The sequence below is a fragment of the Pedobacter sp. KBW01 genome (genome assembly GCF_003852395.1).
GTDB lineage: Bacteria > Bacteroidota > Bacteroidia > Sphingobacteriales > Sphingobacteriaceae > Pedobacter.
The window spans coordinates 60,272-83,875 of record NZ_QAJQ01000019.1; the positions used below are offsets into that span (position 1 = coordinate 60,272).

The 23,604-nt window shown below is 42.5% G+C and carries 19 protein-coding genes; 3 read left to right on the forward strand and 16 right to left on the reverse strand.

The features are described from left to right. Positions 1-11 precede the first annotated feature (11 nt). The 3 genes from DBR40_RS18210 to DBR40_RS18220 are packed head-to-tail and all read left to right on the forward strand — an operon-like array spanning position 12 to position 2,674. Complete coding sequence (locus DBR40_RS18210) at positions 12-707, forward strand: hypothetical protein (RefSeq protein ID WP_124561169.1); 696 nt, start codon at positions 12-14, stop codon at positions 705-707. A gap of 33 nt (positions 708-740) precedes the next feature. Beyond that, positions 741-1,685, forward strand: coding sequence for a gliding motility-associated C-terminal domain-containing protein (locus tag DBR40_RS18215; RefSeq protein ID WP_124561170.1), 945 nt, complete (start codon positions 741-743; stop codon positions 1,683-1,685). Between the two features lie 11 nt (positions 1,686-1,696). After that, positions 1,697-2,674, forward strand: coding sequence for a type IX secretion system membrane protein PorP/SprF (locus DBR40_RS18220; RefSeq protein WP_124561171.1), 978 nt, complete (start codon positions 1,697-1,699; stop codon positions 2,672-2,674). Between the two features lie 18 nt (positions 2,675-2,692). Here the strand turns inward: DBR40_RS18220 and DBR40_RS18225 are convergent, their stop codons facing one another. From DBR40_RS18225 to spt, 16 genes are all read right to left on the reverse strand, one after another. Beyond that, positions 2,693-2,938, reverse strand: a complete 246-nt coding sequence (locus tag DBR40_RS18225; protein ID WP_124561172.1) for a hypothetical protein — start codon at positions 2,936-2,938, stop codon at positions 2,693-2,695. Between the two features lie 365 nt (positions 2,939-3,303). Then, the gene (locus DBR40_RS18230) at positions 3,304-4,569 is read right to left on the reverse strand and encodes a hypothetical protein (RefSeq protein WP_124561173.1); all 1,266 of its coding nucleotides are present in this window, start codon (positions 4,567-4,569) and stop codon (positions 3,304-3,306) included. 67 nt (positions 4,570-4,636) lie between these two features. Next, positions 4,637-6,943, reverse strand: a complete 2,307-nt coding sequence (locus tag DBR40_RS18235; protein WP_124561174.1) for an arylsulfatase — start codon at positions 6,941-6,943, stop codon at positions 4,637-4,639. A 46-nt stretch (positions 6,944-6,989) separates the two neighbouring features. After that, positions 6,990-8,510, reverse strand: coding sequence for a RagB/SusD family nutrient uptake outer membrane protein (locus tag DBR40_RS18240; protein ID WP_124561175.1), 1,521 nt, complete (start codon positions 8,508-8,510; stop codon positions 6,990-6,992). 26 nt (positions 8,511-8,536) lie between these two features. Continuing rightward, positions 8,537-11,650 (reverse strand): SusC/RagA family TonB-linked outer membrane protein, encoded by a 3,114-nt coding sequence (locus DBR40_RS18245; protein WP_199748383.1) that lies wholly within the window; start codon positions 11,648-11,650, stop codon positions 8,537-8,539. Between the two features lie 157 nt (positions 11,651-11,807). Next, the gene (locus tag DBR40_RS18250; RefSeq protein ID WP_124561176.1) at positions 11,808-12,158 is read right to left on the reverse strand and encodes a hypothetical protein; all 351 of its coding nucleotides are present in this window, start codon (positions 12,156-12,158) and stop codon (positions 11,808-11,810) included. A 441-nt stretch (positions 12,159-12,599) separates the two neighbouring features. Beyond that, a complete protein-coding gene (locus DBR40_RS18255; protein ID WP_124561177.1) occupies positions 12,600-13,535 on the reverse strand; it encodes a phosphatase PAP2 family protein in 936 nt (311 codons plus the stop codon). Further along, positions 13,513-14,157 carry a sterol desaturase family protein gene (locus DBR40_RS18260; protein ID WP_124561178.1) on the reverse strand — a complete coding sequence of 215 codons (645 nt, stop codon included), beginning with the start codon at positions 14,155-14,157 and terminating at the stop codon, positions 13,513-13,515. The genes DBR40_RS18255 and DBR40_RS18260 overlap by 23 nt, the downstream gene beginning before the upstream one ends. 3 nt (positions 14,158-14,160) lie before the next feature. Next, positions 14,161-15,453, reverse strand: a complete 1,293-nt coding sequence (locus DBR40_RS18265; protein WP_124561179.1) for a DUF4833 domain-containing protein — start codon at positions 15,451-15,453, stop codon at positions 14,161-14,163. Positions 15,454-15,463: 10 nt separating this feature from the next. Then, on the reverse strand, positions 15,464-18,004 hold the full coding sequence (locus tag DBR40_RS18270; RefSeq protein WP_124561180.1) for a DUF5686 and carboxypeptidase-like regulatory domain-containing protein: 2,541 nt from the start codon (positions 18,002-18,004) through the stop codon (positions 15,464-15,466). Then, positions 18,001-18,378 (reverse strand): GtrA family protein, encoded by a 378-nt coding sequence (locus tag DBR40_RS18275; protein WP_124561181.1) that lies wholly within the window; start codon positions 18,376-18,378, stop codon positions 18,001-18,003. Before DBR40_RS18275 ends, DBR40_RS18270 begins: the two co-directional genes overlap by 4 nt. A 1-nt stretch (position 18,379) precedes the next feature. After that, positions 18,380-18,835 (reverse strand): phosphatidylglycerophosphatase A, encoded by a 456-nt coding sequence (locus DBR40_RS18280; RefSeq protein ID WP_199748384.1) that lies wholly within the window; start codon positions 18,833-18,835, stop codon positions 18,380-18,382. Then, complete coding sequence (locus DBR40_RS18285) at positions 18,835-20,160, reverse strand: inositol-3-phosphate synthase (protein ID WP_124561183.1); 1,326 nt, start codon at positions 20,158-20,160, stop codon at positions 18,835-18,837. The genes DBR40_RS18280 and DBR40_RS18285 overlap by 1 nt, the downstream gene beginning before the upstream one ends. An 18-nt stretch (positions 20,161-20,178) precedes the next feature. Further along, positions 20,179-21,168: an NAD-dependent epimerase/dehydratase family protein gene (locus tag DBR40_RS18290; RefSeq protein ID WP_124561184.1), complete on the reverse strand. Its 990-nt coding sequence runs from the start codon at positions 21,166-21,168 to the stop codon at positions 20,179-20,181. Continuing rightward, the gene (locus tag DBR40_RS18295; RefSeq protein ID WP_124561185.1) at positions 21,165-22,286 is read right to left on the reverse strand and encodes a hypothetical protein; all 1,122 of its coding nucleotides are present in this window, start codon (positions 22,284-22,286) and stop codon (positions 21,165-21,167) included. The genes DBR40_RS18290 and DBR40_RS18295 overlap by 4 nt, the downstream gene beginning before the upstream one ends. Next, complete coding sequence (gene spt / locus DBR40_RS18300) at positions 22,283-23,488, reverse strand: serine palmitoyltransferase (RefSeq protein ID WP_124561186.1); 1,206 nt, start codon at positions 23,486-23,488, stop codon at positions 22,283-22,285. Before spt ends, DBR40_RS18295 begins: the two co-directional genes overlap by 4 nt. Between the last annotated feature and the right edge of the window lie 116 nt (positions 23,489-23,604).

Sequence of the window (23,604 nt, forward strand, 5' to 3'; positions counted from 1 at the left end):
AAAAAATCCCCATGAAGAATTTCTTTACCAAAACCGTTTTAATTATTGCAACGATCGTATTATTCGGTAGCTTTTTAACTGCATCGGCACAAACTTTAGCACCAAATACGGCCGGAGTAAATCTTTTTTGCTCAGATGGCGAGCTTACACTGCCTGCTGCTACTGCAGGTACAGACTGGATTGTAAAATACAGTGCAACTTCTACCACTACGCCTTCAACCGGCATTACATTAACCGGTGGGAATAAAGTTGCCAATGCTGATTTAAAAACAGGTTACTACTATCTCAGTTCAAAATCTACTACACCAGGTTCCTGCGAATCGGAAATGCAGGAAATTCCGGTATATGTATTAAAAGCGTTGGCACCTGGCATTAATCCTGCCGATTTCTGCGTAGAAAGTCCATTGGCGCAGGTAGGTAGCGTTACCAACCCAGAAGATCCAACCAAAGCAGCATTGGTTTATCAGTGGTACACTGTAGCAGGAGGAGCCGAAACCATTATAGCCGGTGCAAACACACTAAGCTATACACCTACGGCACCAACTGTTGGAAGCATTACTTATCGTTTAAAAGTGGGATATGAAATTAACGGCAGTAAATATTGCCCTCAAATTGTAGATAAAACCATTACTGTAACCGCTAAACCAACCAAACCAACAATTAGTATCGGTACGGCACAGGGTACGGCAACTGCGGTAACTTTCTAAAAGTACCCATCAATTTCCCGGTAAGTCTGATACATGAAACTGAGGTTTTATACCTTCTTGTTGCTGCTATTCCTTTTATTATTTAAAATAGACGGATACAGCCAGGATGCTCCGCCAGGGCACCAAACGATTACGATCACCGAAGGGTCGTCGGTAATCCTGCGTGCCAAATCGGATGGGGCCAATACCTACATATGGTTTAAAGACGGGATACTGATTCAGGGGCAAAATAAATCGACATTGATTACCGCAACAGCAGGATTTTACAAGGTAGCCTCCATTAATAAAGGCGGCTGTACTTCTGATTTATCGGAAGATGTACAAATACTGGTTGTTCCTGGTCGCTCGGCAGATGTATCTATTACCAAACGCTCGGCATCGAGAACGGTGGTGAACGAGGAGGTTTTTGAATATTACCTCAACGTAAGAAATAATGGCGCAGATGATGCCACAGGACTGGTTATTGAAGATAAACTACCGGAGTACCTCAGTTTTGAAAGCCTTTCGGCACCTACTGATGGAACCGCTGATTACGACCCTGCCTTACGCACAGTGAAATGGAAAATTGATGGACTGGCCAATGGAAAGTTTGCAGAACTGGTAATTAAAGTCAAATCGAAACAAATGGGTTTAGTTAGCAATACCGCAACAGTAAGTGCAAATGAAGCCGATCCAAATCTTAGTAACAATAGCTCAACCGATAATAAAGAAATTTCGGGTTTAAGGATACCAAACGTGTTTACGCCTAATGGGGATGGCAAAAACGAAACGTTTTACCTCGAACACCTGAACTCTTATCAATTTAATGAGGTTACTATTATTAACCGCTGGGGAAGTACGGTTTACCAAACCAGCGACTATAAGAACGACTGGACGGCGCCCGGCCTGAGTGATGGCACTTATTTTTATGTAGTGAAAGTTAAAAATGGCAGCGCCGACTGGATTGCCTATAAAGGATATGTAACCGTGATCAGATAAAATAAAACAACATGAAAACGATAGCGAAATTAATGATGGTGATGATGTGTTGCTTTACCAAAATGGCTTTTGCACAGCAAGACGCACAGTTTGGACAATATGTTTTCAACGGCATGTACATTAACCCGGCCTATACTGGATACAAGGAAGAGCTGTACTTACAAGCTTTTGCCCGTGCACAGTGGACAGGCGTTAAAGGTGCTCCGCAAACGCTTTCTATCTCGGCCGATGAAGCCATTAACGATGAAAGCCTGGGCATAGGTGCCATTATTACCAAAGACAAAATCGGGGCGCAGAATTCGTTAAATGCTTCGGTTAATTTTGCTTATCGCATTAAACTCGATCGTACCGAAACCAACATATTGGCCTTCGGTCTGGGTGTTGGCGTAATGCAGGCAGGCCTGAACGGGAATTTACTCGACCCGATTGAGCAGGGCGACAACCGTATTCCGCTGGGCAGTGTAAGCCAGATTACTCCTGATATCAGAGCAGGTATACATTACTCCAACGAGAAATTTTTTATTGGTTTCTCAGCCAATAATTTACTGAGCAAGAGTTTATCATTATTCGGCGATTACAAATTACTTAATCTTAAGATTCAGCCGCATTTTTACCTGAGCGCCGGAGTAGCTTTGCCCTTTGCCCAAGATTTTGTGTTTAAACCTACTTTCTTGATTAAAGATGATTTACATGGCCCAACCTCTCTGGATTTAAATGCTTTTCTTTTGGTTAAAGAACGTTTCTGGATTGGTGGGGTGTACCGAAGTTCGGTTAAGCTATATCCGAAATCCAATTTGCAAAGCAGTTTAACAGCAAGAAGCGCAGTCGGGTTAATTTCTGAACTTTTTGTACGCAGTAACCTCCGCATTGGTTATGGTTACGATTATAGCTTAAATAAACTGAGCAATTATGATTATGGCTCGCACGAAATTTCAGTAGGTTATTACCTGGTAACCAAAAAAAGCCGCAGGCCTAAATGTTATTTTTAAAGTAGCCAAGGGATTTTTTTACATCAATTTTAATTTGCAACCCGTGTATTTATGGAGCATATCAACCGCCCAGGGGTTTAAGCTTCCTTGATCCAGAGGCAAAAGGCCAAACAACTGCATCAGTGTGCGTGTACTCAGGTAATCATTCTGTGCGGTAAAAATTTTAATCGAGAGTAGGTTACAAAAGTTCCTATCGATAGTGGCAGGCTTAATTTTTTGAAGTAAAGCCATTCTTAAATCTTCCAGTTTTTTTAAGTCGTTCATTATTCATTAAAATAATCCAGCTAAAATTAAGTTTCAACCTGACACGCTGCAACTGGATATTGACAAATGACAATGTGAAAATTAAAAAAAGTATTTTTTCATCGTACAAATGTATTATGGATAAAAACCTTTAGACATTGAAATGAGCTAAAAGATAACTGGGGATTAGTGCCCCAAAATCATCACTATGAACAAAAAAATATTCAGTATGATAAGAAATGAGATCAAATAGCTTATTTTAAGCAGTGGCTTAAATGTGCAGCATTAGGGCACGTGGCAGGATTTGCAAGCAATATGGCGTATTTAACCGGAAGGCTATTTGTATTAACCTCCCGGTTTTATGAAATGATTTTAGGCCAGCTGAGTTACAGCTGTTGGGCTAATTCCAATTGAATTGCCTCTTTGATCATCAAAGCGGTTTGTTCCAGTATTTCTGGCGATGTAGCTGTTTCGTTATCAACGGGTGTATGAAAGAAGGGATTAAAATCGGCACCCACAAAGCCAAAATAAGTAGCGTAGCCATATTTTGCAGCGACACTAAGTTCGCCTAAAGCCACATTGCCCAATTGTGTAATGGTTTTCCTATCGAAAGCCTGGTGCATGGTATTTTCGAGGTTCGAACTGTAATAAACCCTTCTTTTCGGATCAACAGTTTCGAGTTTATTAATACCTGTTGCTGTTTTCTGGTAGCCGTTTATCGCAAAACTGGCGCCCAAATGCACCCATAACCTCACATCTGAAGGTTTAGGAGCCTTTTTATCAATAAATACATGTGTACCCCTATGATCTTCCAATTCGTGTGATGAATTGGCTATAAAAACGAAAGTATAAGGCGGTTTAGCCACGCTTACCCATTTAGCAATGGCGTTAAAAATTGCAATACCCGGGCCACGTTCGCCACCACAGGTAAACCAACCGCTAATTGGGGTAGAAACGATTACGGTTTGCTTGCCAGAGCCAATTTTGGCAATGACATTACGTGCCTGCACGTCTTTTAAACTGCCCTTAATTTGAAGCGAAACCCGCGTACCTGATATAAGCTGTGTGGTATCTTTTGGTGCTAGCTGAACTACCGGAATTTTCCACGACGCTTTAGGCTGGGTATTTAATGCCGCTATTTCGCCTGCATCGTTATCAACAATTAAAACAATAGCACTGGCATGTTGGGCTATTAAATCATTAAAACGGTCTAGTTTTTCTAAACGATCAATGTATTTACGGTCTTCTTTTTTTAACCTGATTACGGCTATTTTGCCCGAAACAGATTGTTTATCGTTATCAGCATCAATAAGCTCGGCATTTAAAGCAACATTTGCAGCAGCCACAGGCCAAAGCGGAAATACATTTAAGGTACTATCTTTGATTTTTAACGAAGCGCTTTCGAGAAAATACTGTTTAACAGGAAAATAGAGGTATTCGGTTTGAAAGCCGAAACCATCCAGTTTATTTTTAAGCCAGGCCGATGTTGCGTTATCGCCACTTGTTGCAGTTCTATGCACGCCGAAATTAACATACTGTTTAACATCGTCGAACAGTTTATTTCCATTAAAAGACTCATCACCAGGATTGTTTTGTGCCCATAAGGTTTGGGTTAAGCCCAGCAGGAAAAAAACCTTCAATATTATTTTCATCTTTCTTTTGATCAATTATTTTGCAAAAAACAGGCTGTCAGTTATCTGGCAGTCTGTTTTTATCATATTATTTATATTCGATAGTTACATTGTTCAATTTTCCGGTAAAATTGAATGGAGCTTTGTACCGATCAGTTACCGGCGAATTTCGGTCTGCGCCTACGTCGATACCATCTTTATAAATTGCAATCCTACCTTCGGCAGCCACCACATTTCGCTCGCCAACCTTTTTATCGTTAATATAAATGGCTTCGGTGCCAGCGGGTGCATTTTTATCTTTACTTTCATGAGCAGGTGGCGTAAAATTAAATTCGAACTTTAACTTCGATTTACCTACAGGCACAGCTGTGTCCGATTCGAGATATTTCACAATACTACCTGTGTTGTGCGCAACCACAAATTTTCCGTTTTTGATAAATAAACTTAAGCCCTCAAACTCAGAACCGGTGGCAAATAATACCCCTTCATCACTGGCCGATTTTATGTTTACATCAGCCGTTATCGAAAACGGATCATTCTGAAACTGTGGCCCGGTAAGGGTTAAAAACTGTTCGATACCAGCATACAAAACCACCTTTTTATCCAGGCCAAAGGGACTGCGTGCCCTTCCGCCAACACTATGCCCCAGAGCATTGTCGTTTAATGGAAATACATTATACTTAATGGCTTCCTGATCGAAAAGTGCCTGTAATTCTTTTACTTTTTCAGGGTATTTTGCAGCCAGGTTTATCCTTTCGTTAAAATCATCGTTCAGGTTATAAAGCTCCCAAACATCCTGTTTGAAATCACTTCCCGATTTGTGGAAAACCGAAGCTTTCCAGCCATCTTTAACAATGGCCCGTTTGCCAAATAACTCGTAGTATTGAATTTTGTGGCGGTTTTCGGCTTTGGCATCTTTAAACGAATAAACCAAACTTGTTCCTTCCAACGGCTTTTGTACATAGCCTTTAATGGTTTCGGGAACTTTTGCGCCTGTAAGCTCGTAAATGGTTGGTGCTATATCAATTACATGACCATACTGCCCACGGATATCGCCTTTTTTCAACCCGCCATTAGGGTAATATACAATTAATGGCTGGTGAGTACCGCCTTCGCTGTTCGGATCGGCTTTCCACAACCTGAAAGGGGTGTTGGTTGCCTGGGTCCAGCCTGATGGCGCATCCTGAAATGAATGTTCGGTACCCAGTTTATCGATGTTTTTATACAACTCGGCCACTTGTTTATCTTCATCCAATGAGCTGATATAACCGTTTAAGCTGCCATGTTCGGGACTATGGCTCGATCCGTTATCGCCAATGCTAACCAGAATAACGGTATTGTCGGCCTCTCCTATTTCTTTCAGGTAATTCACAATGCGGCCAAACTCGTAATCGGCATGGGTTAAGAAACCGGCATAAATTTCCATAAAACGGGCATAAACCTTCTTTTGCTCAGGCGATAAACTGTTCCAGGCTTTAACTGTCGGATCGCGATCTGGCAGTACTGCATTGGCAGGTATTACCCCCAGCCTTTTCTGACGGGCAAAAACCTCTTCCCTGTACCAATCCCAGCCTTTATCGAACTTGCCTTTGTATAAATCGCTCCATTTCTTATCTACCTGGTGCGGCGAATGAATTGCGCCTGTAGCAAAATAAAGGAAGAAAGGCTTATCATGTGCAACAGATTTCTGATTGGAAATGTAGTTAATGGCTTTATCGGCCAGCAAAGTAGTGAGATGTTTTCCGTTGGGTTCTACATCAACAACCTTGGTATCTTCGTACAAATTGGGGTGGTACTGATCGGTATGGCCTAGCTGGAAGCCGTAAAAATGATCGAAACCACGGCCAACAGCCCATCGGTCATAAGGCCCTATTGCGGTTATTTCGTTAATGGGTGCAACATGGTATTTCCCTACGGCAAAGGTGCTGTAATTATTTTCGTGCAGTACTTCGGCAATTGTTCCTTTATCGGCAGGCATAATGGCATCATAACCCGGAAAACCACTCGAACTGTAATTTAAGGCACCCATGTGTACCGAATGGTGGTTACGGCCCGTTAGTAGCGCCGCCCGTGTTGGCGAACAAACTCCTGTAGAGTGGAAATTGGTATAGCGTAAACCGTTGTTGGCCAAACTATCCAACACCGGGGTTTGCATTAAACCACCAAAAGCACTTGAGGTGCCATATCCGGCATCATCAATTAAAAAGACAATTACATTCGGTGCACCTGCGGGTGCTTTCTTCTTTTCGGGAAAATATTCCTGAGACTCGGCAGCGGTACGGCCAATCTTACCTTTAAAGCCTTTATCGGAGGTTAATGTTTGTGCTGAGGCCATTTGCAGCAGCGCAGCCAGTAAGACTACTGCACCTGCAATTTTATTCGGTATTTTTTTCATAATACGCATCGTTTTATTTTATAATTTTTCTAAAAAATTCTTCTTTTTACCAGCCTGGGTTTTGGGTAAGTTTTGGGTTTCTGTCTATTTCGCCCTGTGGAATGGCGTACAAATAGTGGCGTGCGGCTACATTGTTTTTGCCTACCAGTTTCAGGTTTTTAAGCAAAATACCTTTCCCCTCCGGACCAACGCCCGTAACTTCTGTACCTGTTTGCCTGATCAGATCGAAATAGCGCTGGCACTCGCCTACCAGCTCTAACCTGCGGTCGAGGTAAACAGAATCCCTGAACTGATCTTTGGTTAATCCGGTAGTTAAATCAGCCAATCCTGCCCTTTTTCTGATTTTATTGATGGCACCGTAGGCCTTCGTGGTTGGACCATTGAGTTCGTTTTCGGCCTCTGCATCAATTAAAATAACCTCTGCATAACGCAGGATGTTCATGTTCGCATCAGAGTTTCCGGTACTGGCGTAGTTGGGATCCCAGTTTTTGTTAATGAAAGGCACTGAATCGCCGGGAGCATTAATGGTTGCATATTTTTTCCCGTCGGTTGGACTGATATAGTAAGTAACAAATGATGTCCGTTTCCTTTTATCCTTAGCCGAATACAGTTTGTACAGGCTAAAGAAATTATCGCTGCCAACGGTATAAAAAGCCAATTGATTGCCGTACGAGCCCTTTAATCCGGGTACACCCGAACGAATATCGCTCGAGGTGATTAAATGCCCGGTACTAATTGTACTTCCTTTTATCTGTGCAGAAAAAATATGCTCTTTGCCATTTTTATACGCCGGCAGAAAAACCTGTGCATAATCATCAAACAAGGCATAACCGTATGAACCATTAATTACTGCATCGGCATATTTCACCGCATTTGCCCAATCGCGGCGCGTTAAATACACTTTTGATAAAAGCGATACCGCAGCACCTTCGGTTGCCCTGCCGGCTTCGCCTGTCGATGCGGCTTTAAATAAGGATGCAGCAGTTTCCAGATCGTTAATAATCTGCAGAAAAACCTGCTCCTTAGGCGTGCGTGGTACCTGCAATTCGGCCAGACTTAACTGTGTTTGGTCTTTTAACAGCAAGGGAACATCGCCGTAAAGCCTTACCAAATTGAAATAATAAAAGCCTCTCAAAAATCTGGCTTCGCCCAGCAAACGGTTTTTAAGCTTTCCATCCATTTCAATGGCAGGGATTCTTTCGAGGGCAATATTGGCCTTGTTAATCCCTTCGTAATGTTCTGTCCAGATTTGCTGGATGCGTAAGTTGGTTGATGCGTGGGTGAGCTTGGCCAATGCCCTTACTTCTGCATTTGGCGAGCCCGGCCCTGCGTCCAGATCGTCGGTAAGGAAATCTAGCCCGGTGTAAAACAGCCTGTTGTAGATGGGTTGCGCTCCGGTGCTGTTGTCAACCATGGGATAATAAATGGCATTCACAGCGGAAATTGCATCGCCAGCTGTTTTATAAAATTGCTCGGGAGAGATAAATGATTTTGGGCTTTCATCCAGTTTTACACAAGCTGAAAGACTGGCAAGCACAATGGCCAGGGGTAAATATTTTATTTTCATCGCAATAAAAATTAAATGTTGAAAAATTAAAGCGTCAGGCTGATGCCTCCTTGTATTGAGCGTGCATTTGGATAAGCTGCCCTATCCATCCCTGTACTTATCGAATTTTGTCCGTTGGTGCTCACCTCAGGATCGTAACCGGTATAATTGGTCCAGGTGTACAGGTTGCTGCCCGATACATAAACCCGTAGTCCGCTTAGTTTCAGCTTAGAAAGCAAATGGCTTGGCAAGCTGTAACCCAGGGTAACATTTTTTAGCCTGATAAATGATCCATCTTCTACAAAACGGTCAGAAATGGTTACTGCCGGGTTTTCTATGGCTTTATGTACATCTGTATTCCGGTTTGATGGTGTCCATCGATCGAGCAATGTGGCCACCGCACCAGTGTAACCAGTACCGGTTTCTAAGTTGGCCCGTGTCCAGTTAAAAATTTTGTTGCCGTACGATGCATTAAAAAAAACAGAGAGATCGAAATTCTGGTACCTGAAAGTATTGGTGATACTGGCCAAAAATTTGGGTTGCGAGCTGCCCACAATTTTACGATCGGCATCTTGTGTAATCAGGCCATCGCCATTAAGGTCTTTGTATTTTTGTAAACCATTGGCCGGATTAACCCCATCTGCCTCGTACATATAAAACGCACCAACCGATTCGCCAACTTTAATAATCTGTGTAGGTAAAGTGGTTGGGCTTGCCGGATCGGTAACAAAGAAATAAGGAGAACCACCCAGCGTAAGGATTTTATTCCTGTTGGCAGAAAATATGAGGTTGGTTGTCCAGTTAAAATCGCCCTGAAAGTTGACGGTTTTAAGTCCAAGCTCTACGCCTTTGTTTCTCACCACCCCCAGGTTTTGGAAAGCACTGGTTAAGCTTGATGAGTATGGCACAGGCACTTCTAACAATAAATCGGAAGTTCTTTTGTAATAAATATCAGTTGTAAGCTGAATGCGGTTCGAAAACAGTTCCAGATCGATACCGAAATTGTACTGTGCTGTTTTTTCCCAGGTTAAATCGGGGTTTGCAAAGCTGGCAATGGCCAAACCATTAACCAGTGTATTGGCAAAAGTGTACTGGTAACTCGATAAGCGCGAAAGTGAACGGTAAGGATCGATTTCCTGATTGCCCGTTACCCCGGCACTAAAGCGGAATTTAAGGGAGCTGATGGCTTTAACATCCTGGAGGAATTTTTCGTTCGAAGCATTCCAGGCAATGGCTGCTGATGGGAATGTTCCCCATTTATTGTTAATACCAAACCTCGACGAGCCATCGGCACGGGCGGTTAAGGTTAACAGGTATTTGTTATCGTAAGCATAATTAACCCTGGCGAGAAAAGATTGCAGCGCCCATTCTGTTTTTAATGAAGTTGGGGTGGTAAGCACAGTACCCGAGCCCAGGTTATTGTATTTAAAGGCATCGCTAACAAAATTTGAAGCACCGGCGGTAAAGATTTCGGTAACCGATTTTTGTTGCGTATTACCTAAAAGTACTTCAAAGCTGTGTTTTTCGGCAATTCTTTTCTTGTAGTTGATGGTATTTTCGTTTAACCAGTTCAAAGTAGATAAGGAACCGATTGATGCATTTCCCCCCGGAAGGCTTTCGTAAAGTGTAGAAGGCAGAAACCTGTTCTGCTTGTTGTTAATGATGTCGGTACCTAAGGAAACCTTAGCTGTTAAGCCCTCAATAATGGTATATTCTCCAAAGCTGTTAGCCAGCACGCGGGTTGTTTTGGTTTCGTTGGTTTGCAGGCTTAGGGTTGCTATGGGGTTGGCTACGGTAGCGCCGAAACTGCTGTTGGCTGTAAAATTGCCATTGGCATCTTTTACCGGCACTACAGGCACCATGGATAGAATATTGGCAACAATACCGCTTGGTGCAACATCGGCACGGGTGGTGCTTCCATTCAGATAAACGCCTACTTTAAATTTCGAATTTACTTCGTGGTCTACATTCAGCTTTGCCGAATACCGGTCAAAACCGCTGTTTAAAATTACCCCCTCCTGCTTAAAGTAATTTCCTGAAAGCAATAAACGTGTTTTTTCATTGCCCGATGATATCGAAAGACTGTGGTTTTGTACCGGTGCTGTTCTAAAAGCCTCGCCTTGCCAATTGGTTCCTTCGCCAAGCTGATCTAACTGCGCCTGTGTATAAAATGGCGCTTTGCCGGCATCGGTAAGGGCATCATTTTTTAAAGCGCCCCATTCGCGGGCATTCAGCAAAGCAATTCTTTTGCTTACTTTTTGTTTGCCATAATAACCACTGTAATTAATAGAGAAGCTGTTTTTACTCCCTCTTTTGGTAGTAATCAGAATTACCCCGTTTGCACCACGAGAGCCATATATGGCTGTTGCAGAAGCATCTTTAAGTACATCGATTGATTCGATATCGGCCGGATTGATTGCCGATAGCGGGTTAATGGCCGGTCCGTTGGTAATCCCTGCGTCAACAGTAGCATCGCCGTTATAAACCGGAAAACCATCAATCACATATAAAGGTTCGTTACCAGCGTTTATAGAGGTTCCGCCACGTACACGAATAGACACACCACCACCGGGCTGACCGCTCGACTGGGTAACCTGTGCCCCTGAAATTGCTCCCTGAATCAGCCGGTCGGGCGAAGCCACCGGAACGTTTTTCAACTCGGTTGGCACTGACGAAAGCGATCCGGTAAAATCGCTTTTTTTCTGCGTACCGTAACCCACTACCACCACATTGTTAAGTGTATTTACCTGTTCTTCGAGCTTTACTTCGATGGGCGAGCCATTGGCCACAATTTGTAAAGATTTATAGCCAACAAAACTGATAGTTAGGGTGTAAGGGAATTTTTGACCGGTTATGAAACGGAAAATGCCATTATTATCAGTTAATGCGGTATGTGTAGTTCCGTTAATACTCACATTTACCCCCGGCAGGGTTTCGCCGGTTTTGGCATCTCTTACCGTTCCGGTTAAAGTAGAATTAATGAGCGGGGTGGTTTGCGCAACTGCATTTTTTGTAAATGCGCACAACATGAATAAAATTAAGAAGCCGAAGATCCTGCTTTCTTTCCCGCCTGTATGCGCAGGAAATAGCTTCCTAAAGTTTGGTGTAGGAAATTTTGAAGTAAGCATGCCCCCGGCATGTACTTCATAGAAATTTTGCATAATTTTGTTTAGAATTAAGTTACCATTTGAATCAGGGCCAACGCCAATTGAGAACCTGGTTCGAAAATTTATTTGGTTCGGAGGGAAAAATGAAAGTTTTTCCCTTTTTTTATTTGCTACAGTTCATTTGTGATTAGTTTATAAGTTAGCAATCTGGTTATTTATCTTTGATGCAGCTGAAGCCCAGGTGCCCCAGGCTTCTATTCTCTGTTGGTTTTATTTTCACGGTTAGCTCATGGCTGGCATTAAACCAAAAGGAAATATCTCTTATCGCTGCATCGTGGTTATTGTATGATTTAGCTATTTCTTTCGTTCTATCGAAAACCCTGGTATTCGTGGTAATTTTTATGCCATAACGGTTTGGAAGCTTAGATGAACAGCACAATGCAGTTGCAGTAGCCAGCGGATGTGGCTTTACAGCAGGCTCGGTTTGCTTAAAGTTCAAAAAAAAGTAGGCCAGAAAAATAATCAAAAAGCTGATTATAACTTTCCTGAAAAGGGGATTCATAAAAAAGAAAATAAGGATATACTGAATAATGTTTGTGGCGAGCGCTAATGTTTACATGCACATACAACAACGCATGGAATCAGTACTACAACAAATTTCAGCAAGGCTTAAAACAGTTTCAGATTTAAGTACAGGCAGTTTAGCATTGTTAATGTAAAGTTGATTCATATTGTTATGTGTAACATTGACTCTGCAAATATATAAATATATCTATATTATCTATAGATATAGTAGATTTATTGCAAACATTAAATTATCAGCGCTTTACGTTAAGAAATTGACAAAAAAAATAAGTTTATCCGAATTGAATTACCAATATTGCAATACACAGGAATTAAATTTTATTTTTCGCATAGCGAAAAAACAGTCTTTTTCAAGAAAAAACAGCGCAGCTATCCCCTGCCATACCTGGCTTCAAACCAAACACAAAATCCAGGCATTTTAAGTAATTTTCTTCACCATGGCGGCCACCAAATGCTTCAGCGGAGTCTTTTTCACAAGAAACTGAAAGGAAACAATGCCTAGTATGGCGCAACTTATTCCAGCCAGCACATCTAACGAATAATGGTGACTGCTGTAAATGGCCGAAAACCAGATACCGAGCATTACCGTTACAAAAAATACATTAATGGCTCCCAGTTTATTTTTGAGTGCATAATACACTACAATAACCGGATAGGCAGAGTGTAAAGATGGCATTGCTGCAAAAACGTTAGAGCCTTTGCTGTAAATTCCTTTAAATAGTGTAATGTTAAAAAACTGATCGAATCGGGCTAAGCCTGCTGTATTTCCGGGGGTACCGGGTATGAGTACAAAACCGTGCTCCTGTACGTACCAGGGCGGTGCAGCCGGAAAAAGGTAATAAACAACAAAGCCGAGCAGGTTTACCCAAACAAATACCAGCGAAAAATGCACAAACTCAAACTTCTTTTTAAAAAATAAATATACTGCAAACGCTAAGGGTACTGGAACCCACATCAGATAGAACAGGCCGGTTAATACATCTAAAAAAGCATTGCTGTTTATTTTCCAAAATTCGTTTGGGGTCACCATCAAGCCATGCAGGTTGATCCCAAAAATGCGTTTCTCCGCATCATAAAGATCTTCGATATGCACAGCATTGTAGCGGTAATTCGGGAATGCCTTCATATAATCGAAAAGGATCCAGTACACGATAAAAATAGAAAAACCCAGAATAAATTTCCGTGTTGCTTTTGAAAAAAAGAACAAGACGTTAAAGATGAAAACCAGCACCAGCTGATCTGTTTTAAAACCAACCAGCAACAAGGAAAGCAATAAATAGCCCACCGAAATGGCTATCGAAGTGTAAACGAAACTGCGGTGGTAAAAGCCTTTAGTGGCCTGTTGTTCTTCCATCCTGCTTCTTATCAAAATTTGAGCGAAATATATGGTCCCAGAATGTCCAGCTTACGCCATAGCCTTTGGTCGAATCGGAATAATGATGCAACATGTGGTGCTGTTTCAATTTTTTCCAGAAACCGCTTTTAAAACTGGCATGGTGAAGCGCATAGTGCACCATATCGTAAAACAAATATCCGATCATAAAGCCGATAAAAAATGGATATTCACAATTTTGTGGAAGCAGCCAGTCGAACAGGAAGTAAAAGCCCAAAGCCATGGGAATACTGGCAGAAGGTGGCATCACCAATCTTTTGGCATCGTTAGGGTAATCGTGGTGTACGCCATGAAAAATAAAATGGATGCGCTGCCCCCAGTCCGATTTGGGTTCGAAGTGAAACACATACCGGTGCAGAAAATATTCGGTAATGGTCCATATCCCCAATCCGAACAGCAACCATGCTGCGAAATTAACAAAGGCCATGTCGTTTTGCCACAGCGACTTATAGCTCAGAAAGGCTATAACCGGAACATAAACAATTAAAGGCACATAAAAACGAACTTTCGAAAGGCTTTCCATCAAATCGCTTTTAAACATCCTTACCGATGCGGTGCTGTTGGATACAAAATTCTTCTTCATACCTTATATTTTGATCCTTTCTGTAAATTGCTTGACTGGGGCTGCTGCATCGCGCCCTTTTATTTCTACATATTTTACGTTCGGGAACCAGAAAGTGCCCCCTTCTATGCGCAGGAATATGCGATCTATCTCCATCTTTTTATCGTTGATGGTGGCGTAAACATGGTATTTTTTATCGGCTGTAGATTTTCGCAGATACATGGGCAGCTTTTTGTGCGAAACAAACCGGAGTTCGAATTGCCCGTTGCCTAAATCTTTACTCACAATGCCATAGGCAAATTTGCGCTGTATGTAGCTGAGTTCTTTCTTCTCTCCTTTATCGTCGTAACGCATCCAGAAAACATTAATCGGCTGCTCTTTATTCACCTCACCATGTTTATCCACATTCAACTGGCAAACAATGGTATTGGTATTGGGATCGCGTTGTAAATAGAAAAGCTGATTGGCAATGCCTTCGGGGGTAGGAAAAACAATGGGTGAAGGATTATCGCCCTGTGCCATTGCTTTTACCGGAGCCAATGCACCCAGGCCTAAAGCTAGCAGTGCAGCTGCCACCAAAGCGGCTTTATTACTGGTCTTTTTTTCATTTCGCTCCTGTGCTTCCAGGCCTTTTTTGGCCTCCTGCAAGCGCCTAACGGCTGTAATATTGGTTAAAACTGCCATTAAAGTAATGGGTAAAGTAAAAACCGACATGGTTTCAAATACATGAAAGGAAATACCCGGCAGGTAGATTTTATAATCGCCACCTATAAAATGTCCTGTTACCCCACAGGCAATAGCAAATACACCAATGGTTACTACCCTTTCCGGCCGCTGCATCAATCCTCCTTTACACTCAACGCCCAAACCTTCTGCCCGGGCGCGGGTATAGCTCACCATCATAGAACCAATAAGCGCAATAAACGCAAACAGCGAACTTAAAAAATAATGGTGCGCTACCAGATAATAGCAAATGCCCAGAAACATAATCATTTCGCTGTAGCGATCGAGTACCGAATCGTACAGTGCCCCAAACCGGGAGCTCATGTTGCCCAGGCGAGCCACCTGGCCATCCAGCATATCGAAAAGGCCGGCAAAAAGCACCAATGCACCGCCCCAACCAATGTACGACATGTCGCCACGGTTAGATTTTTCGGCACCAAGTACAAAAATTACGGCCACACCAATGTTCAGTACCAGACCAATGCTGGTTACCATATTGGGCGTTAAGCCTATTTTAATGAGTCCTTTTACAAAGGGATTAATCACCTTGTAAATAGCCAACTGAAGGCGATCTCTTAATTTTACGCTTTCCATATATTTTTATTTAAAAATCAAATTTAACCCTTGCCCTGATCCCCCATTTAGCCACCTCCGGATTATCCAGATAAGTAAAACGCCTAACCAGATCAACCCTCAATAATTTAAAAATATTGCCAATGCCCACACTACCTTCCATATAAGGTTCTTTGCCCAGCGAATAGGTTCTCTGCAAACCATTATCGAATGCCGGCAACTGGTAAAGACCACTGCCGAATGCCGGGTTATTTTCATCGCGTAAACCACCGTAAAGCGCTTTGAACGAAACCACTTCTCTTAGTTTCAGCTTTTTGATTAGCGGTAATTTGTTGAAGAAAAACCCGTTAAAATTATGGTCGATGTTAATGCTTACGTAGTGATCGCTCACAAACTCCAGGAAATTCATCAGGTTATACGAATTGAGCTGATAGGCATAGGTTTGGTTAGCCCGATGGATCGCTAGTAATGGAAAAGGCACCCTGCCAGCAATATAACTGCCTTCGAAAGTAACATCGCTGTAACCCAGCTGCGAAAGATAAAAGCGCTTATCTACGCTTCCGGTAAGGTTATGGTAATTGTATTCGCCACCCAACAATCCTTTTATTCCGGCCGTGTAACGCAGGTTAAATACCGGATAACGATCGGCAATGGGTACACGGTAAATTTTGCCCTGGATAAACTTTTCGTTAGGCGCATAACGCAAAGCGAGCGAAAGCTCACTGGTGGTTAAGCGGTTAATAAATCCGCCACCATTGGCCTGATAGTTCAAACCTCCTGCAGGTGTTTGGCTCCACTTTTTAAACCCAAAAGCATAAGAAAAGTGATTTTCGTACTCATGCACATAATCCAGGCGGTAAAAATCGTTGTAGAGCAACATATCATTTAATCCACGCTTAAACGACAGGAGAAAGTTGTCTTCCTGCACAAACTGCAGCTCCTGACCAGGAATTTTCGTATCGCGCTGAAAGCTTGCCCGCACATAATTTTGTGGGAACTGATAAATGGATTTGTTGTTAATGGAATAGGTTGCGGAAAGAAAAAATTTCCACTTTTCATCTTTGAAACCATAAGCGGCATAATTTTCAAAATAAAACCGCTTGCTGAGTTCGGGTGTAGTGCGGCCACCAAAGCGCAGTCGAAACCCCTCTACATTGTTAAAGCTGTAAAAGGTATTAACAGGGCCGATTTCGTATGGACCAAGGTTACCATAGCCGGCAAAAAGCAGCGTCGCAATTTTTACCGTACGCTGAAAAGAAGGTATTTTTTGAAGGGTATCGATGTTGTGGTAGATCTTTGCCTGTTCTTTTGATAACGGATCTAATCGGTTCTTTTCCCAATACTGATCATCGCGGGCAGAGGCGCCTGCAACCGATACAATACTCCTACCCTGAAAAATAGTATCGGGTAGTTTAATATCGTATTGGTAATTTTTATAGGTCGAAGAACGCTCACCTGTAAAGCCCATCCCCTTGGTTTTGCCCAGTCCAAAATCGGCAATTAGCTTGCTTTTGGCTAAACTGTATTTGCCCGAAAGCGTGGGTTCAAAATCCAGATCAATTTTTAAAGCCCTTACGAAATTAAGGTTGATGTTTTTATTTACCCCCATCGATACTCCTGTAACGGCAAAATGCGAATCGTTGCTCACATATAATTTCCCTTCAAAAAGCATATCAGTACCGTTTCTGGGGGTAAAAGCAAGTTCAATTACCTCTCCGTGACCTGTTTTAATGGTATCGGTAATAAAAAACTTATAGAAAGAAGGTGCAGCATTGGCAATCGGGCTTAAAAACTCGTTGCTGATCACCGAGATATTGTTTTTATAAATATCAATATCCTGGTACATGCGTTCGAAATAAACCTTCATGCCGTTGTTATCAACCAGCTGCTGATCGAAATTAACCTGTTTCTCGCCAATGATAACCGATTTGTTCCGTGTTGGATCGCTGGCAAAATATTTATCGGTTAATTTCTCCTGTATATAAATGGGCAACAGGTTTTTACCACCAATTAAGGTAGAATCCTGCTGCTGAAAAAGAAACTGATAATTTCTGAAAATGCGCTTATTTTTAAATTTTTCGGATACATTGCTCATCGAAAAAAGCATTTTATCATACTGCCTGAAGGCGGCTGTATTGAAATTGCTAATCCGGTTTTCTTCCCTGTGGGCAATTACCTGCCTGATCAGTTCAACGGCCGGGTTATCTTTATTGCGGTAACGCGCTTTTTTACCAGCCACCACAGTAACTTCACCCAGTGCTTTTGCATCGGGTACTAGCGCAACATCCAGTTTTTGCTCAAAACCCGGCATTATGTTTTTCGACAAGGTAATGTAGCCGATATAATTAAAGCTCAATCCTTCTTGCTGGCTCGACGAACTGAGCGCATAATTCCCGTTAAGGTCGGTTTGGGTTCCGATAGTAGTGCCTTTAAAAAATACAGATACGTAAGGTAGCGGCTCTTTGGAAACGGCATCGCGCACATTACCGGTAACAACTGTTTTCTGTGCAAAAGCACTTAAACCTGTTGCAACCCAAACCAAGACTATAAAAAATGAATAAATAACTTTCATTTTACGGGAAAAATAAACTGCTTTTGCATATAATAATTATAGCTGAGTCCCATTACTACGGAAACGGCTATTTTGGAGAACAGGTAATTGAGATTGAAAAAACGGGTAAGCAGGTAAACGAAAAAGGTTACCAGTAATAAATTGCCCAGCCATACCAGCATATATCTGATGATTTGTTTCTTCATTGCTGCTAAGCTGGCATTAAAAACCCAATTCCGGTTGATGTAAAAATTAACAGCTCCCCCCGAAATTGTTCCGATCATGCTTCCGGCCAGGTACCACCAACCGAAAATGCTTACGGTTAAGGCTGTGATTAAAAAATCGGTTGCCGAAGCCGTTAACGAAGAAGCCTGGGCTTTTAAAAAGATAAGCATACTAAAACAGGCCTAAAAGGATAATACCCTGCAAAACCACATTGGCATAAATCCCTGCCAGTACATCATCAGCCATTACACCCCAGCCACCTGGTAGTACTTCCAGATGCCGGATGTAAAAAGGCTTGGCAATGTCGAAAAACCTGAAAAGGATTAACGCCATGAGGTAATACGGCCATTTTAACGGCACACAAAGCAAAGCTATGCCCATTCCGGCTACTTCATCTATCACTACCCTTTGGTGGTCTTTGCCCCATACTTTTTCTACCTCATCGGCTGTAATTACACCAATCAGCAAAATAAATATGGATGATAAAAAAGGCCAGAGGTGCGGATTGGTGTACGGCGTTTGTAAAAACCACCAGAGGACGCAGGTAACCGCCGCAGCGACGGTACCTGCCCCCTTGCCAATGTAGCCTATACCCAGGGCTGTAGATATGAACTTGTGAAAAAACACTATGCCGTTTCTACCACTTCTTCTTCGTAATCCTGCCCTAAATGGGTAATCAGCTCTTCGCCCATAATGTAGCGTAAAGTATTTTGAAGCTTAATTAACTGCTTGAAAATATCGTTCTCTGCAGGTACTCCCGGAATGGTTTGCGGCGATTTTAAGTAGAACGAAAGCCATTCCTGAATACCTGAAAGGTTTGCACGTTTGGCCAAATCGATAAACAAGGCTAAATCCAATACAATTGGGGCAGCTAAAATCGAATCGCGGCAAAGGAAATTGATTTTGATCTGCATTTTATAACCTAACCAGCCAAAAATATCGATGTTATCCCAGCTCTCTTTATTATCGCCATGAGGCGGATAGTAATTGATCCTGATTTTGTGGTACATATCGCCATATAAATCGGCATTGATTTCTGGTTTAAAAATATCTTCAAGCACGCCTAGTTTAGATACCTCTTTGGTTTTAAAGTTATCCGGATCATCAAGTACCAAACCATCGCGGTTACCTAAAATATTATCCGAAAACCAACCGTTTACACCCAGCGACCGGGCTGCAAGGCCTGGAGCCAGAATGGTTTTCATTAGGGTTTGTCCGGTTTTAAAATCTTTTCCGGCAATCGGCGTATTGGTTTCTTTAGCCAGCTCAATCAGGGCCGGAATATCGACCGTTAAGTTAGGCGCGCCATTGGCAAAAGGAATACCGAGTTTTAAAGCGGCATAAGCATAAATCATACTTGGGGCAATACGCGAATCGTTGTCTTTTAATCCCTGCTCAAAAGCAGCCAGCGAACTGTGCACTTCCGAAGGCTCAAAATAAATTTCGGTAGAACCACACCAAACCAGTACAATGCGGTCGCAATTGTTATCGGCCTTAAAGTTTTTAATATCGTCCATCACTGCCAGTGCAAGTTCGTAACGGTTATCGATATCTTTTACATATTTGCCGTCCAGGTTTTTAACATAGTTGCGATCAAAAGCAGCACGCATGGGTTTAATGGCCTGCAATTCTTCTTTTACATCGCGCAATAAATTGGCATCCAATACGCGTGCGTTCATGGCCGCCTCATAAACGTTATCTTCGTAAACGTCCCAACCGCCAAAAACCAAATCCTCCAGTGCCGCCAAAGGAACAAAATCTTTAATTTTAGGTTCTTTCTTCTCTGTACGTTTGCCAATGCGGATCGTACCCATCTGCGTAAGCGAGCCAATTGGTTTTGATAATCCTTTTTTCACTGCTGCTACACCAGAAATCATGGTTGTAGCTACTGCACCTAGGCCTGGCATTAATATTCCAAGTTTGCCATTTGCTGATTTTACTTGTTCTGTCATCTTATCTTATTTAAATACTTATAACCATTTGTTAATCTGATACCATTTTATTGTTTCTTCCAAACCTTGTTGCAGCTGGTATTGCGGACTGTAACCGAGGTCGTTTTTAATATTTTTAATGTCGCAGCTCCAGTTAATGCCCGTGAGCTCGTTCACTTTATCGATGTTTAGTGTTGGCATTTTACGGATCAGCTTATACCCTTTTTCAAGGCTCCAGGCAATTCCTTTAATTAGCGACAGAGGTACCTGTACTTTAAATGTTCTCTTTTGCATAATCGCCCTTGCGTGTTCAGCAAAAGCCGACCGGCCATAAACATGCCCATCAGAAACATTGTAACTTTTGTTAACCATTGCCGATTGCAGCGAGCTGACCATAATTTGAGCCAGGTCTTTTACATAAACAAAGCTGAGTTGCTGTTCTTTATCGCCCATGTACACCTCCAGGCCTCTGTTTATGGCTTTAATTACCATCAATATTTCGCGCTCCCGCGGGCCGTACACCGCCGTTGGCCGAAACACCAGCCAGGGCAGGTTATCGATATGCTGCAAATAGGTTTCGGCCAAAGCTTTGCTTTTACCATAATGGGTTACCGGGTTTGATGCTCCGTTATCGCTCAATTGACTACCTGCGTTTTTTAATGGTCCCAATGCAGCGAGGCTACTTACAAACACAAACTTTTCTACCTGATGTGCTGCCTGCGCTACCGCAATGGCCAGATTACGGGTATAGCCTGCATTATATTTATGATATTGATCGAGGTTTTCGGCTTTGGTTACTGCTGCAGCGTGGATCACATAATCGTATTTATACTCCTGCACATGCTTCGCCATCTGGTAAATCGATTCGAAGTCTAGCTCCACAAAATTGATCCCTAAGCCTTGCAAATGCGCGGTTTGGCTCGATTTGCGTACATTGGCAAACACTTCCAGCCCCTTTGCCAAGGCAGCTTCAATTAAATGAAAGCCAACAAAACCTGTAGCCCCGGTAATTAAAATCCGCTTTTTCATAGGTTTCTTTCCAGAATTCGATACTTACGGTACAGTTTTCCGCCAATATCTTCAATGGGCCTGTTTACCATATCGTTGTGGTCGAGTGTCCAGCTGGCCTCGGCATATTTCATTTTCTTTTCCAAAAAGTGCCTGATAATTTCACCATAAAGACAGGCTTCTATCCCTATCTTCCGGTAACCATCTACCACACCAAGCAGCATAATCCTGATGCCATCGATCTTCTTTTTATTGGCCAGTAACTTAATCAGCCCGGTTGGAAACAGTCTTCCCCTTTTGATCTTGATCAGTACCTGATTGATATCAGGGATAGCCAGTGCAAAACCTACAATCTTGCCATCCTGCTCGGCCATGATGCAGAATTTAGGATCGAGAATCAGTTTAAGATCATTGGCGGTGTATTCAAATTCAGCATCGCTCATAGGCACAAAACCCAGATTTTTATCCCAGGCACGGTTATACACCTCGCGTAAGGCATCACGTTCCTCAGCAAATTTTTTCATGTTGATGGTACGAATGGTGATGTTGTTTCTTAACAGCCTTTCTTTAATCCGATCCATCAGCTTAAGCGACCTGTCGCTATAGTTTCCGGCGGTATAGCGATATGCCCGCAGATCTACATTTTTTACATAACCCATTTTTTCGAGCAGTGGCAAATAATAGGGTGCGTTGTAGGGCATCATGGCAACCGGTGGCCCATCAAAACCTTCAATCAATAAACCACAAACCTCGTTGGTAGAAAAATTTACTGGGCCAAGTACACGCGTAAGCTGCCTTGCCTCCAGCCATTGGTGTACCGTATGGATTAATTGTTTAGCTGCCGCCTCATCATTTATACAATCGAAAAAGCCGAAAAAACCATCTGTTGCATCATAAACCTCATTGTGGCGGGTATTTTCGATGGCTGCAATACGCCCGACAATTTCATTTTCATCTATCAGTAAAAAAAGCGCAATGGTAGAATGTTTAAAAAACGGGTGTTTGCCCGGTGTAAGTAAATCTCTTTGGGCAATAAAAAGTTCGGGCACATAATTGGGGTCGCTGGCATAGAGTGTATGTGGGAAATCAATAAAGGCCCTTAAATCTTTTTTATCCGAAACTGGCTTAATTACCCTCATAACCTCACGTTTAACAGGTTAACATTAACCGCAACAAAAGCCGCTTTCAATTTCTCAACAGCCGTTTCTATTTGCTCAAAACTATGCGTTGCCATAAGCGAAAAGCGGATTAGCGAAGAATCGGAAGGCACTGCAGGCGATACCACCGGATTAACGAATATGCCATTCTCCTGCAAGATGTTCGTGATCATAAAAGTTGCTGTATTATCCCTGATGTAAACCGGAATAATGGGGCTGTTGCTGTGACCGATATCAAATCCGGCATCTAACAAAAGCTGTTTAGCATAATTGGTATTGGCCCAAAGTTTATCAATACGCTCGGGTTCTCTTTCTATAATATCGAGAGCAGCAATAACACTGGCTACAGCCGAAGGTGGCATACTTGCACTAAACATCAGCGAGCGGGCCCGATGCTTAATAAACTCGATGGTTTCGGTATTGCCGGCAATAAAACCGCCTAATGAAGCCAAAGATTTACTGAAAGTTCCCATAATGAGGTCTACCTGATTGGTAAGGTTAAAATGTGATGCAGTACCTGCCCCGTTAAAACCAATTACCCCCAAACTGTGCGCATCATCCATCATGATGTTTGCACCATATTCGTCGGCTATTTCGACCATTTCGGGTAAATTAACCAAATCACCTTCCATGCTAAAAATACCGTCAGAAACGATGAGTTTGGCCGAATCCGCCGGTAAGCGGCTCAGTTTACTCCGCAAATCATCCATATCGTTATGGGCGTATTTTATCGTCCTCGAAAAGGAAAGCCTGCTTCCGTCTATAATAGAGGCATGGTCGTACTCATCCAGAATGAGGTAATCGTTCCGATCGAGCAGGCAGGATATTACCCCCAGGTTTACCTGAAAGCCTGTACTAAACAGTACCGCCGCCTCCTTCCCTACATAGGCTGCAAGCCGTTGCTCCAGCTCCAGGTGAATATCGAGTGAACCATTTAAAAAGCGCGAACCTGCACAACCCGTACCATACTTATCGATGGCATTTTTCGAAGCCTGTTTAATTTCGGGGTGATTGGTAAGTCCCAAATAGGAGTTGGAGCCAAACATGAGCACTTTTTTCCCGTTAATAACCACCTCGGTATCCTGAGCCGATTCAATTGACCTGAAATATGGGTACAATCCTTTTTCTTTTATAAGTGTTGCATCTTTAAATGAAGCAATTCTATCCTGTAGTTTTTTACGCATGCCGAATGCTGTTATTCTGTCTTGGTTTAAGCATATCATTTTACACCAAACGCATCAATTCCATTAGCAAAAAGCCGCTAGCCTTCACTTTTATCTGATGTTTTGTTAACACAATT